The sequence below is a fragment of the Bdellovibrio sp. NC01 genome, assembly GCF_006874625.1.
Classification (GTDB): Bacteria; Bdellovibrionota; Bdellovibrionia; order Bdellovibrionales; family Bdellovibrionaceae; genus Bdellovibrio.
In genome coordinates, this window is record NZ_CP030034.1 from 3457219 (window position 1) to 3470291 (window position 13073).

Sequence of the window (13073 nt, forward strand, 5' to 3'; positions counted from 1 at the left end):
AACTCTTCCATAATTATCCTTCTGTCTAAAGTTTGAACGAGCCTGTGATTTCTTCTCTGCCGGTGCCGAGGAATGTCGGTAATACCATTTTTCTGATATTTAATGACCGTTTAAAAATGCCGGAAATTCTTGTCGGAGAAAAGATGCTTAAACGTTATCTTACGTTATCATTGTCTGCGGGTTTAATTATTGGATCTACTTTGCCAGCACATGCGGGCGGTTTAGAATTTCTTGAACCAGCGAAACTCGCACAAAAAGTTAAAAACTTAATCGCCAAGCAGAAAATCGGAGCAACGGTAAATATCGTCGACGCCGAAGTCTTCGACGGACTTTCAGCGGCATTGAAATACAAAATGCAGTCGGAACCTTCCTATGTGGACGGCTATTATACACGTCTTGATAAATACACTCTGGACGTTGACGCAAACCCGGGTGACTTCATTGATGGCAATGATTTACCTCTTGGATTTAGCATTGATCATCAATCGGAAATCATCTTTGCTCGTCAGTTTAAAAAACAATCTGAATCTTTGACGGCCCTTCCCTACACTCCTAAAAATCTGCCGTTATCGGCGGAACAGGCCATTAAAAATTTAAATCCTGGCGACTTCGTAGCGATTACCGGCAAACTTTCCTTGGTCTTGTCACTCAATGGCAGTGCGCCTTTGACGGCGATTGGCAATGCTTCGGGCTCTACTCACGTTTATATTTCGGGTGAGTTTTTGATTCATACTTTCCGTATGCCCAACAACAAACTTCGTCTGAAGTTGATCGCCATTCGCGGCAAAGGTGGCGGTGCCGATGCGGGCGTCACAATGGATAACTTTAAGATTGTGGGCTTCAAATGGGCGGATCACAGAATTAAAAGCTGGATCAACTTAGATCCTTTGAACTTAGGTATCAATAAAGACGCGAACAACCTATTCATGCTTGATTACGTCTTCGACTTGAATAACGCGCAAGCAGCACAAGCCTTCGACAACCTGATTCACAAGAAAACACGCTTTAGTGAATTGGCCTTTATCAATCCCATCAGCAATAGCGACGCCGTCAAAGAAGACGTCTTAACGGATCTGACTGACGTTGAATCCATCACTGCTGAAGACCATGGTTTGCAACCTTCACAACGTCGCATCGACCGTGTTTTTAAAGGTTCAAATGATTCGATCAGCAGTGGTTCTTCATTCAAATTCGGCTTGAACGTCCTACGCTTCGAGGCGGGTTCCACATATGCACAAAATAAAGTTGTACATATTGATCGCGATGAAGTTGAACAGAAGTACATCCTTGATAGCTTCCAAACTTCGAAGAAAGTAAACGCTATCTTTGGCTTGTTTGGTGACTCATCAAAAATCTTTACGAACATGCTGTTCTCTTCTGACGACACGTGGAAGCCCCTTGATTTCGTGGCTTTAACATTGGGTCGTGAATTGAAAATGAAAAACGTCTCGCAACGTGATTTCAGAAAAATTCAAGAACACGTGCGCGAAGTTATTCCAGCTTCTCAATATGCAAAAATTGATTGGAAGAATTGGGATTTCTCGAAGGGCCAACGCGTGAATGGCTACTTTAAAAATGAAATCTTCTTTCACCCCGACAGTCTTCGTTATATGCCAAGCCTGGATTATCAAATGGCGTACAGTCGTTTGTATAACTTCATTAAAGAGCGCGGTTATCCTCGCGTCCCGCCACATGAAACATCTGTGTACGGCGATGACCAACATGGCTTTGAACGCTATGAAGCTGACATCAGTTACATCGCGCGCAGCTTGGCGATCGTGTTTAATCCGGGCGAAACATCAGAGCGCCGTTATCAACAGTTCAAGCTGCTCAAAGACTTCCCATTATGGCAAGAATACGGTGGCGCCTTCTTGTTATCACTGGTTCCACAAGACAAGCTTGCGACATTGATTTCCTACGAAATGACTTTCTCTGCAAAAGGTGTTGAGACGATTTCGTTTAAATTCGGAAACTTCGCTCAAGAAGAGCTTTATAAATCGCTGATGTACATCCAACAGATCATCACCGACCGCTCTTTTGACCTCCGTTTATATACAGATGAAAACGGCGAATTTACGGTCAAACAAAAGTAATCCAACATTAGTAGGGCTCCTATCGGGGCCCTTTTTTTATCCTGCGCGAGGACATTTTCGCCCTCAAAAGACCCCATCAACCCTTAAACAAGGCTGTAAAAAGTGCATTTTGACCCCAGAAAACCGTGAGTTTTTGATGGTTTAGGGCGGTTTTAAGCGGTTTTCAGTGGCCCGTCATTTGCACACATGTGGGTGTTGGTGACGAAGGGAAACCAGAATGCAATTGCGTAGGCACAAAGACATTATTGCCATTAAAACAGGTGTTGAATCAGCACCGGTGGCTTTTCACGCGCGCAATCTGGAAGTTGCTCAGGTTTCTGAAGAAGCTTGGGCGTCTATGGCCCCGACAACTTTCGATAACGGATTCGTGATGAACATGGAACCCAACGAAGCTGGCGTCAACGCTGAAGCCTTGGGTTCTCTTGAAGGATGGAATGAAGAAATCAATCCATCAGCACAAACTCCAAACGCGAAATTTAAAATTCGTGCGCTAACTATCAACGTAACGCAAATCTGCAACTTGCACTGTACATACTGCGCTGCTGGTGGTGACGGCACTTACGGCGATCCGATTGCTAAGATTTCTATCGAAAAAACTTTGCCGCAAATTCAATACTTCATGAATAAACTTGCAGAGGGTGAAAGTTTCTCGATCACGTTCTTGGGTGGCGAACCTTTGCTTTACCCTGAAGCGATCAAAATCATCGCTGACTATGTGAATGAGATCGCGGCGACAAAAAATCTAAAATCATTTTTCAACGTCATCACGAATGCGACTTTAGTGAACGACAAGATCCTTGATATTTTAACTGCGATCAAAACTTCGATCACAGTAAGTATCGACGGTCCTCCAGAAACTCACGATTTGGCTCGTCCACAAAAGAATGGCCAAGGTTCTGGTAAAGCGACGGTTGAAGGTCTTAAAAAGATTCTGGCACATAAATCAGAACTTGGCAGAATCCTTCTTCACGCCGTTTTCAGCCGCACGAATTTGGAAGTCGAAAAAGCTTACCGTTTCTTTTCTGAATTCAATGCTGACGCTTACGAATTCACTTTCGACGTGACAGAAGCGGCATCTGAAGCGAATCAAAAATTCATCAGCGAGATGTCGAAAGTCGCGGCTTTGGCTTACGACCGCGGCGGCGAAACTGAATTACGCAAAATCACAATGTTCGATGGCTACTTTTCAGCCTTGGACGAACAACGCAGAAGTGAAAACTACTGCGGTACTGGTAAGTCTTTGTTGTCGTTGGATTCAAACAGCAAGCTTTACTCTTGCCCACTTGAAGTAGGTAAGAAAAACGAAATGCTTGGCGATGTTGAGAATTTGAATACAGCGCTTGAAAGCTTACAAAGCCCACTTATTGAAAAGAACAAGTGTCAAACTTGTTGGGCGCGTTTCTTGTGCGGTGGCGGATGCCTTTTTGTGCATAAGTCACTGACAGGAGACAAACACAAAAAGCACGTCAGCTTTTGTGAAAGAACTAGATCTTTAATTGCACTTACGATTTTATACTATGAGAGAAGCAGAGGTTAACATGACTCAATCAGACACTAAACACATCAAAAAAGTAGCTCCAAAGAAAACAGAGCCAACTTCAAAAGCGATGCAACCAGGTTGCGTTCCTTTAACTGGCACGTAGTCTTTAGAAAGTAAATATTTGTATGTCTCTCCCTCCCTCCCTTAGAGACAAAACAGAAACTGGCGGCAGCTTCAAACATGCTCCTGCTATTGCATTGAGGATTTTATTAGCCTCAGTGATCGCTTTCTTTTTGTCTCAGATTAAGTTGGATTACATCGAGGGATTCCTTTATGACCTTCGCGTGCGCACGAAAGCGCGTGAAGTCACTTCCGGAAAAATAGACCTGGTTATCTTAGACTCTGAAGGAGTTAAGAAACTTAAAAGCGATCTGACAGCTTCAATGCTAACAGAGCTAGTTGATAAGATCGCGCAACAAGGTCCACGCTACATTCTTTTAGATTTACGCACTGAAGACATTAAAGGGACAGACGCTGAAAAAGCAGCTTTTGCTGACTTAGCTGCACGCACTCCTGGTTTGTTTGTCGCAAGCGATGATTTGGTTCTTGAAGGCCAAGCGCCACCAAGTCTGCCCCCGCCATTTGAAAAAATCCAATTGGCGTCAGCTCCGAAAACTTCTGATTTGAAAATCTATGCGAAAGACAATGTCACTCGTCGCATGTTGGTTTCTTATCAAAAACAACCTTTGTTCCATGCGAAGGTGGCTGCGACTTACAATCCGCAAGTCAGCGATCTTTCGGCAATCAAAGGTCAATTTGAGTTCGCAAGTTCGCAGCAGACTTATATCGACTTCCACCCGACTGGCACTTATCCACGCCATTCATTCGCAGACGTTTTAGCGTCGTTGGTTCCTGCGGGCACGATGTTCGATAAAATCGTGATCGTTGGTCAAGACACGGGACAAACTGCAAAAGATTACGTTTTGACTCCGTATTCGCGTGAAATCATGGCGATGCCAACGGCAGAACTGCAAGCGAACATGTTCGATACAATGATTTTGAACTCTTCACCTGTTCTTGCGCCGAAATGGCTGAACGGTTTGTTGATTCTTTTGATTTCGATTTTAACAATTCACGTCGTCCTAACAATGAAGCCTACAAAGGGTTTGATGCTTTTGGGTATCACCGTCGCAGGCTTCACGTTGCTTTGTTACTTTGCGTTCTGGCCATTTGGTTTATGGATCACAATGGCGGCTCCGCTACTAACGATCTTCTTATGTTATTACTTCTTTATTCCGTACCGCTTGATCGTCGAAAATCGTCGCAGCTGGGAATACTATCAAAAGAATAAACTTTTAAGCCAAGTTGAAGAGTTGAAAACGAACTTTATCTCGATGATGTCGCATGACTTGAAAACGCCGATTGCGCGCATTCAAGGGATGACGGATGTGATCTTGACTGATTCTACACAGATCAGCTCGCAACAGCGTGAAGCCGTTGATACGATCAAACATTCGGCTGACGACTTATTAAAATTTATCAGCGCTATTCTTAATTATGGCCGTATCGAAAGTGAAGGCGTTCAACTTCATTTACAAAGCCGTGACATCAACAATCTTCTTCAGGAAGTCATTCGTAAGCATGAATTCCTGGCGAAGGTAAAACGCATTCAAATCGTATCTGAATTGGAGCCAATGTTCCCAATTCCAATGGATGCGGACTTGATGAAACAAGTCCTTTCGAACCTGGTAGAGAACGCGATTAAGTACTCTCCGGAAGACACAAAAATCATGGTAAGCAGCGAGGAAGCGGAAGGCCGCGTGGTCATCCAAGTGGCCGATCAGGGCCCTGGTATTCCTCAGGATGAACTTGCCAACATTTTCATGAAATTTTTTAGAAGTAAGAACGCTAAGTCCTCTCCTATTAAGGGATCAGGGTTGGGATTGTACTTGGCTAAATATTTTACAGAACTGCACAAGGGAAACATCTCCGTAGAATCTAATTATGGAAATGGATCCACTTTTACGGTAGAACTGCCAATCGAGCAGGGGGGTATTCATGCTTAAGGTTTTAGTTGTAGACGACGATCAAGGTCTAAGACTTTCCGTAAAATCAGCCTTAGCTGTCACTCAACGTTTTGAAATCGATGAGGCCTTCGATGGCGTAAATGCGATGGAAAAAATCAAAGCTGGTGATAAGAACTACGACGTAGTTATTCTTGATGTCGACATGCCTCGCATGAATGGCCTAGAAGCTCTTCGCCAAATCAAAGAATTCAATCCAGGTATCATCGTCATCATCATGACTGCCCACGCAACGTTGAACGACGCGATTCAAGCAGTTAAAGATGGCGCTTACAACTACCTTGCGAAACCAGTTGCTGGTGATGACTTGCTTGCTTTGATCGACAAAGCAGTGAACGCTCACAACTTGATTTCGAATATCGCAGCCTCTGCTCCAGTGATGGTTGAAGCCGGTCGCAAGATCATCGGCCACACTTCGCAAATGCAGAAAGTGTTCAACATCATCCACCGCCTTGCCAAAGTAGATACTCCGGTTTTAATCCGCGGTTCTTCAGGTACAGGTAAAGAGTTGGTTGCGAAAGCAATCCACTTCAACTCTGCCCGCAAAGATGAAAAATTCGTTGCGATCAACTGCTCTGCGATTCCAGAAAACCTTTTTGAATCTGAATTGTTTGGTCACGAAAAGGGCTCGTTCACGGGCGCTGATCAACGTAAAATCGGTAAGTTCCAATTCGCAGAAGGCGGCACTTTGTTCTTGGACGAAGTGGGTGATATGCCTCAGTTGATGCAAGTTAAAATCTTGCGCGTTCTTCAAGAAAAAGTATTTACACCAGTTGGTTCAAACCGTGAGTTCCCAACAAACGTGCGTATCATCGCTGCGACAAATCGTCCTTTGGAAGATATGATCAAAGCTGGTTCATTCCGCGAAGACTTGTTCTATCGTTTGAACGTCGTACCTATATTCTTGCCAGCATTGGCTGAACGCAAAGACGACATGGAGCACATGGTGAACATCTTTATCAAGAAGTTCAATCAAGCTCATGGCAAACGTATCAACGGTATTGCTCCAGACGCGATGGCGGTTTTGAAAAAGCATTCTTGGCCTGGTAACATCCGTGAACTTGAAAACGTGATTGAACACGCATTCGTTCTTGAGATGGGCAACATCATCACAATCGCTTCACTTCCTGAATCATTGTTGATCGCGACAGGCACAAACTTGATCGAAGTTCCTTCTGTTATGGAAACGGCTTCTTCAGTTGCTACCGCAGGCGTATCGGCAGCAGTTCAAGCGCATTCAAGCCTTGGTGATGATGAAGATTCTGATTTAGGTGGAGACGACAGCGATCTTGACGGTGAAGAAATCGTTCCATTCACAGGCTCTGCTGAAAGCTTGGACTTCAACGCTCAAAAAGAAGCTTTTGAAAAAGAATTTATCATCAAAGCTTTGAAGACGTTCCGTGGTCGCATCAACCAAACGGCGCTTCACGCGAACATTCCTAAGAAGACTCTTCTTAGAAAGATCGAAAAATACGGTATCAACGCAAAAGACTACGTTGGTCAGTAATCTCGCGATAAGAAATTTTGAAATTAAAAAGCCCTGGCGAAAACCAGGGCTTTTTTGTTTTTAAAAACGCGCGCATTTTTCAAGCGCCGTTGGGATCGTCACGAAGTACGTGTTCGTTTGCAGCAAAATCAAACGCACACGGAAGGTTTCAAATTTTCCGTTCAAAGAAGTCTCTGTCATTTTTGCGGTTGTGAAGCCATACGCAGTGATGCCGTTATCGGATTTGCTTTCCGCGTGACATGAAATCAGCCACTCGTCTGTTTGACCGAGCTCACAATCTTTTCTGCTCCATTTATATTCAAACGTGTCGCCTAATTTTCTAAGGTCTTCGCTTTGCATTTTTAAAAATGGAATTGAACTTTCACCCACAGTTTCCATTTGTGGCATGTACGAGTAGCCCGTCGGATTTTCAACGTGCATGATCACCTCGTTTTCGTTCCACGAAATCTGCACTTGTGATTCGTGCAAATTAGGATGGCAAGCGATGCCCTTAGCAAATGTATGAAGTGGCAATAAAAAAAGTAGCGCTCCTAAAAATTTCATAAAGACCTCTTTAAGATCCATTGTCCCGTAGGGTTTGCGGGGAAATGCAAGAAAAACTCTGCGACTATTTTTACTTTTCCGCTGCGCTTCTAGTTTTGTAATTCAATAATTCGCTCCATATCTAGTGATGCATATTTTTTAAGCAAAAGATTTTTGAAAGTTGCTCTGTGTTCGCGTTGACTCAGGTTCTGTGAATCTGTAGTTTCAGCTCCTCGTCACAGGGGAAATAAAAACACATGACTATGAACCCGTTGCCTCCACAGGCATACACAAAGGACATTCTGTTGAAGGCCTATCAATGGCTTATGGGACAGAATTCCTCTATCAAGGAGATCGCGACGACTCCTGATATTCTAGTCAGTCTTTATTTGAAAGCGACTCGCGACGGCGATTCAGCCCTTGAACGTCCCAGCATCCAGAACTTCAAGAATGAACTTAAGAGCTTAGCAGGAATGATGGGTGAATTAGATCGCCCCGCTTCAGGCGCTGTGTCTGCGGGTCCCGCTCAGCCTGTTTACCAAGCTCCGCCGCCACCGCCAACGCAAGCTCCGGTGACTCATGTTCCACCGCAACAAGCTCACGTTCCGCAGCCGGTTCATGTTCCCCAAGTTACGCCAACACAGACGCAGGTTTCGTATACCGAAAAAACGGTTACAGCGATGACTCGCCCGACAAACCTTTTAGAGGCTTTGGACTGCGGCTCTCAGCAGATGATTCAGGAAGTCAAAGAGGAGTTTAACCTCAGTTCTGACCTGGAAGTTGTGCGTATGTTGATTAAAATCGGCTATGTGAAATCCAAAGGCATGCTGAAATAGCTTAAATCCTTCAGGATTCTCGGCTATAGTGAGTTTTCTAATTCGTAAAGGCACGACTTCATGAAGAAAAAGTACATCTGGCTTTTGGCTATCGCTGGTTTTTTGATCGCTCTAGATCAAGGCGTAAAAATGTTCATTCACACTCACTTCCATTTGGGTGAGTCAGTTTCTGTGATCCCTAATTTCTTTAACTTAACTTACGTAAGAAACTTCGGCGCAGCGTTTGGATTCTTGGCAGAAAGCCATCCTTCATTCCGCGAGTTGTTCTTCTTATCTATGCCACCGATTGCCCTGGTCATTATCTTGGGTATCTTGCGTGGAGTGAAAGACGAAGACACAAAACAAATCATCGCGCTTTCAAGCATCTTCGGTGGCGCGATCGGAAACTACATCGATCGTTTGCGTTTCCGCTATGTGATCGACTTCTTGGATTTCCATCTTTATGGCCGCTGGAGCTGGCCTGCATTCAACATCGCTGATATGGCGATCGTTGGCGGGGTTGGTTTATTGCTGCTGTTGATGCTGATCGAAAATAAGAAAAAAGAAAAATCAGAAAGTGCTACTTAGCACGTAAAGAAAAAGGCACCCACGAGGTGCCTTTTTTATTTCGGAACGTTCTTACGCAATTTACGCTGTAAGCTTTGACGATGCAGACCCAACTTTTTCGCGGCCTGTGTGATGTTGCCATCGGAAGTTTGCAGAACGTAATCGATGTATTCCCGCTCCATGCGCGCTAAAGAAATCTCGGATTCTTTATTTACGTCAACAGATGCTTCATCGACTGCGAAGGCTTTCACGATCATATCTGGCGTTACAGGCTTGGTTAAAAAGTTTTCCGCACCTAACTGCATAGCTTTAACGGCAGAAGCGACACTGCCAAAGCCGCTCATCAAGACAATGCGAATGCCAGGGAATCTTTTCTTAAGATTGTCGATAATATCAAGACCACTTTCATTGCCGATACGCAGATCCAGCAATGCTCCGTCAGCCGTTTGAATCGTGGCTAAATCTGGCAAGGCGGCAAAAGCTTGCACTTCAAAACCGCGCTCGCTAAGTTCCTCTTGCAAAACTTCGCGCAGGCGTTTGTCGTCTTCAACTAAAAGAAGCTTTTTAACTGCAATTTTCATAGTGCACTTCCTGCAGGAATCGTAAGTCTTGCGGTGGCGCCTCGGCCCGACTGATTGTTGTACAAGCGAAACTCCCCGCCCAAAGATTGTGCCATCATTTGCGCTGAATACACGCCCAAACCATTGCCACCAACTTTGTCTGTCGCAAAAGGCTCACCTAAACGCGATAAAATTTCTTTCGACAAACCTTTACCTGCATCAATCACTTCTAAGACAGCCAGAGAATCTTGTTTGTAAAGACGCAAGGAAATCTGCACTTCATTTTGTGACGAGGCTTCAAAGGCGTTATCAAGCATGTCGAACAAGCTTTGCGCAAAAGCCAGAACTTGAATCTGACAGAACAAATCTTCGTCACTAAAATGAGTTTCGATGTTTACTTCGGGATGATCTTGCTTCCAAGCACGCAAAACGTCCGTCACTAAAGTTTGCACTTTGGTATTTTGTGGTTCGGCCGCCGTCGAATTCGAAAACACTTCCGCCATGTGACGGAAGACTGAAACGCATTCCTGCAACGAACTTTGCGCTTCCACTAATTCATTTTGAATTTCTTCCGTCAAAGATTTGCGTTGCGCGCGATTCAAACGCAATTGCAAAGCATTTAGCGGAGTCGCCAGCTGATGAGAAAATCCCGCCGTCAACGCGCCTAAAGCTTTCAAACGATCGGCTTTACTTTGACGTTCTTGCAGTTCACGAATGCGCTCTTCTTGTTTTTGCAAAAGACCCGAGAACAAGTGCGCGACGAACCACGAAATAATCACGACCGACCATTGCGCCATGAAGTCGAAATACATTTCGCGATTATCAACGTTCAATGTGATGGAAGAGTCCTGATATGTTTCGAATTGCAAAATACTCAGTAGGGCCAGAACGACAACAATGAAAACGCCGCTGAGCGTACTTCTTAAAAGCATACCGCCTAAGAAAGCATGAACCGCTAAAATGAAAATTAATGGATTGTTCGCTGATCCGCACACGAACAACAGCGCGGTTACCGTTAACAAGTCGACCGTTAGCTGTGCGAACAACAGTCGATCTTCTTTTACTAAAGATGTGTTCTTGCTCCAAATACCTTCAGTCAATCCGTTGAATAATGCGAGCAATGCAATCACGCACATGAAGAACGGCATCTGATTTTTTTGCAAATACCCAACTTGCAACAACGGCACGACACCGAAAATCATTCCGATGATGGCCATCCAACGAAAGCGAACTAAACCTTGAATACGCGTCGCTGATTCAGGCCAAAATATTCTAAAAAACTGTGTCGTCATGCCCACTTCATAGTCGACGTGGTTTGCGCTCGCAAGGAAGTCTTCACCCTGCAACCGGAAGTTGCTTACGCGCTGTCCCCAATCCATTTAATGTTGTTGCAAGTAACTTGCATTTAACTTATTTAGATCTAACTAGCTTACAAATCAGACTTATACTTCGGCCTCGCCGAGGTTGGAACTTAACCTTACGGAAACTACGATGACTAAGATACTTGCTGCCCTAGTCCTTCTTCTGTCTGCGGAATCTGCTCTTGCACAAAGCCAGGCGCCCATTCTGCAAAACCTTAACTTCTCTGCCGCGATTGATGCTGTTGCTCCACTGGATTTAGATAATTCAGACAACAATCAGTTAGAAATTCGTTCTGCTGAATTCATGCTTTATGGCGCGGTTGATCCTTACTTTGATGCGGTTATCAACTTTGCGGCCCACAACGAAGATGGCGAATACAAAGCGGAACTTCATGAAGGTTATATCGGTTCGACGAAACTTTTTAACGGTTTCCGTTTTAAAGCCGGGACGTTCTTCTTAGGAGTCGGTCGCTTGAATCAATTCCATCAACATGACTGGCCGTTTATTTCTGCGCCTCGCGTGCAAAAAGAATTCTTCGCGGAAGAAGGCATTCACGATACGGGCTTAGAGATGAGTTATCTTCTGCCAACAGACAGTTACTGGGACATCACAGTCGGTGTGACAAACGGCTATCAATGGGGCGAAGACAGTCCTCGTGAAAAACCACGTGTACCAGTTCACTATATTCATCCTGTTACTTTCATCGACTTAGGCGCCAACAACGGTTTGCAAATTGGTGGTACATATTTAGGTCGCACGGATTCAACGGGTCTACAAACGCAACTAGGTGGCTTGGATTTCGTCTACAAACAAAAAGAAGGCAAATTCAATCGCTGGTTCTTCCAATCTGAAATCTGGTACCAAAATCAAAACAGCCCTGACACAGATCGCAGCGAAAAAATCGGTGCGTATATTTATCCAGAGTATGGTTTTAGCGAAAACTGGTCACTGGGTTTGCGTATGGATGCGTTCTCTGATTTATCTCAAAATTTCGAAGGCACAAACGACAGACAGAAAAATCTCGACTATGCTTTTGTTCCAACGCTGACTTTCAAAACCAGCGAATTTGCAACTTGGCGCGTGGCTTATACTCACGAGGTGTTAAACCAAGCGCAAATGGCAGATCAAATTGATAGAAAAATCGAATTGCAATTTATCGCGATCCTGGGCGCTCACCCAGCACACGCATTCTAGAGGTGAAAAATGAAATCGTTGTTATTAACTTTCTGTCTTTTTCTTTCTGTAAATGCATTTGCTAAAATCAAAGTCGTTGCGACCTTGCCTGACGTTGCTGAGGTCGTAAAAGCTGTTGGCGGTGATGAAGTTGAAGTTTCAACTCTTCTGTCAGGCAGCGAAGACCCTCACTATTCAGATGCTCGTCCCGATTATATTTTAAAAGTGCGCAAAGCTGATGTCGTATGCGCAGTTGGTTTGGATTTGGAAATCGGTTGGTTGCCTAAGGTTGTCGACAAATCTGGTAACGCCAAAGTGCAACCAGGTGGCACTGGTTTTTGCGAGTTAGGTCGCAGTGTAAAGCCGCTTGAAATTCCAGTGGGTGTTGTCGATCGTTCGCTTGGCGATGTACATCCACATGGCAACCCCCATTTTGGCTTAGACCCTTTGAAATTGGCGGAGTCAGGAGCTGAGGTCGTAAAAGTTCTTTCTGCGACAGAGCCAGCAAAGGCAGACTACTTCCAGAAAAATTATGATACTTTCCGCAAACAAATGAACGATCTGCACGCTGCGATTGAAAAGAAAATCAAGAAAGTCAAAATGATGGAGTATCACAAAGAGTTCACATACTTCTTTGCGACCTACGGAATTTCTTCAGCCGGTTCATTGGAAGAAAAGCCCGGCATGCCACCTTCAGCAGCACGAATTGCGCAAGCCGCCCAAGCTGCGAAGGCCGCGGGTGTGAAAGTCTTGTTTGCGACAGCGTCAGCTCCGCATGCGACACTTGAAAGATTCCGTGAACTTTCTGGAATTCCAGTCGTGACTGTTCCTTCTTACGTTCAAACGTCAGGCGATGCTAAAACAATTGAGGGTTTGCAAAATCTGTTGGTAAAATCCATTCCATAAGGAT

11 protein-coding genes are annotated in these 13073 nt (G+C 44.5%); 8 read left to right on the forward strand and 3 right to left on the reverse strand.

Annotation, left to right across the window (positions count from 1 at the left end):
• Nucleotides 1-143: 143 nt before the first annotated feature.
• The 4 genes from DOE51_RS16450 (at nucleotide 144) to DOE51_RS16465 (ending at nucleotide 7164) form a co-directional block, all read left to right on the forward strand.
• A complete protein-coding gene (locus tag DOE51_RS16450; protein WP_142697618.1) occupies nucleotides 144-2093 on the forward strand; it encodes a hypothetical protein in 1950 nt (649 codons plus the stop codon).
• 217 nt (nucleotides 2094-2310) lie between these two features.
• Nucleotides 2311-3630, forward strand: coding sequence for a radical SAM/SPASM domain-containing protein (locus DOE51_RS16455; RefSeq protein ID WP_142697619.1), 1320 nt, complete (start codon nucleotides 2311-2313; stop codon nucleotides 3628-3630).
• A 221-nt stretch (nucleotides 3631-3851) separates the two neighbouring features.
• The gene (locus DOE51_RS16460; RefSeq protein ID WP_246845145.1) at nucleotides 3852-5639 is read left to right on the forward strand and encodes a CHASE2 and HATPase_c domain-containing protein; all 1788 of its coding nucleotides are present in this window, start codon (nucleotides 3852-3854) and stop codon (nucleotides 5637-5639) included.
• Nucleotides 5632-7164 carry a sigma-54 dependent transcriptional regulator gene (locus DOE51_RS16465; RefSeq protein WP_142697621.1) on the forward strand — a complete coding sequence of 511 codons (1533 nt, stop codon included), beginning with the start codon at nucleotides 5632-5634 and terminating at the stop codon, nucleotides 7162-7164. Before DOE51_RS16460 ends, DOE51_RS16465 begins: the two co-directional genes overlap by 8 nt.
• 60 nt (nucleotides 7165-7224) lie before the next feature.
• Here the strand turns inward: DOE51_RS16465 and DOE51_RS16470 are convergent, their stop codons facing one another.
• On the reverse strand, nucleotides 7225-7707 hold the full coding sequence (locus tag DOE51_RS16470) for a hypothetical protein (RefSeq protein WP_142697622.1): 483 nt from the start codon (nucleotides 7705-7707) through the stop codon (nucleotides 7225-7227).
• A gap of 305 nt (nucleotides 7708-8012) precedes the next feature.
• Between DOE51_RS16470 and DOE51_RS16475 the strand changes: the two genes are divergently transcribed.
• Both DOE51_RS16475 and lspA read left to right on the forward strand, forming a co-directional pair.
• Entirely contained in the window at nucleotides 8013-8522 is a 510-nt protein-coding gene (locus DOE51_RS16475) for a hypothetical protein (protein WP_246845146.1), read from the forward strand.
• 60 nt (nucleotides 8523-8582) lie between these two features.
• Nucleotides 8583-9089, forward strand: a complete 507-nt coding sequence (gene lspA / locus DOE51_RS16480) for a signal peptidase II (RefSeq protein WP_142697624.1) — start codon at nucleotides 8583-8585, stop codon at nucleotides 9087-9089.
• Nucleotides 9090-9124: 35 nt separating this feature from the next.
• Here lspA and DOE51_RS16485 read toward each other — a convergent pair whose 3' ends face one another.
• Together DOE51_RS16485 and DOE51_RS16490 are read right to left on the reverse strand one after the other, a co-directional pair.
• Entirely contained in the window at nucleotides 9125-9649 is a 525-nt protein-coding gene (locus tag DOE51_RS16485; protein WP_142697625.1) for a response regulator transcription factor, read from the reverse strand.
• Nucleotides 9646-11007 carry a sensor histidine kinase gene (locus DOE51_RS16490; protein WP_246845147.1) on the reverse strand — a complete coding sequence of 454 codons (1362 nt, stop codon included), beginning with the start codon at nucleotides 11005-11007 and terminating at the stop codon, nucleotides 9646-9648. The genes DOE51_RS16485 and DOE51_RS16490 overlap by 4 nt, the downstream gene beginning before the upstream one ends.
• A gap of 112 nt (nucleotides 11008-11119) precedes the next feature.
• Here DOE51_RS16490 and DOE51_RS16495 point away from each other — a divergent pair, with 112 nt between their 5' ends.
• Both DOE51_RS16495 and DOE51_RS16500 read left to right on the forward strand, forming a co-directional pair.
• On the forward strand, nucleotides 11120-12184 hold the full coding sequence (locus tag DOE51_RS16495; RefSeq protein WP_142697626.1) for an outer membrane beta-barrel protein: 1065 nt from the start codon (nucleotides 11120-11122) through the stop codon (nucleotides 12182-12184).
• Nucleotides 12185-12193: 9 nt separating this feature from the next.
• Nucleotides 12194-13069 (forward strand): metal ABC transporter solute-binding protein, Zn/Mn family, encoded by an 876-nt coding sequence (locus tag DOE51_RS16500; protein ID WP_142697627.1) that lies wholly within the window; start codon nucleotides 12194-12196, stop codon nucleotides 13067-13069.
• The last annotated feature ends 4 nt before the right edge of the window (nucleotides 13070-13073 follow it).

What these genes read in the sequence shown, in the direction of transcription:
- DOE51_RS16450 (WP_142697618.1), top strand. Translation starts at nt 144, where the DNA reads ATGCTTAAACGTTATCTTACGTTATCATTGTCTGCGGGTTTAATTATT.
- DOE51_RS16455 (WP_142697619.1), top strand. Translation starts at nt 2,311, where the DNA reads ATGCAATTGCGTAGGCACAAAGACATTATTGCCATTAAAACAGGTGTT.
- DOE51_RS16465 (WP_142697621.1), top strand. Translation starts at nt 5,632, where the DNA reads ATGCTTAAGGTTTTAGTTGTAGACGACGATCAAGGTCTAAGACTTTCC.
- DOE51_RS16470 (WP_142697622.1), bottom strand. Translation starts at nt 7,707, where the DNA reads ATGAAATTTTTAGGAGCGCTACTTTTTTTATTGCCACTTCATACATTT.
- DOE51_RS16475 (WP_246845146.1), top strand. Translation starts at nt 8,013, where the DNA reads ATGGGACAGAATTCCTCTATCAAGGAGATCGCGACGACTCCTGATATT.
- lspA (WP_142697624.1), top strand. Translation starts at nt 8,583, where the DNA reads ATGAAGAAAAAGTACATCTGGCTTTTGGCTATCGCTGGTTTTTTGATC.
- DOE51_RS16485 (WP_142697625.1), bottom strand. Translation starts at nt 9,649, where the DNA reads ATGAAAATTGCAGTTAAAAAGCTTCTTTTAGTTGAAGACGACAAACGC.
- DOE51_RS16490 (WP_246845147.1), bottom strand. Translation starts at nt 11,007, where the DNA reads ATGGATTGGGGACAGCGCGTAAGCAACTTCCGGTTGCAGGGTGAAGAC.
- DOE51_RS16495 (WP_142697626.1), top strand. Translation starts at nt 11,120, where the DNA reads ATGACTAAGATACTTGCTGCCCTAGTCCTTCTTCTGTCTGCGGAATCT.
- DOE51_RS16500 (WP_142697627.1), top strand. Translation starts at nt 12,194, where the DNA reads ATGAAATCGTTGTTATTAACTTTCTGTCTTTTTCTTTCTGTAAATGCA.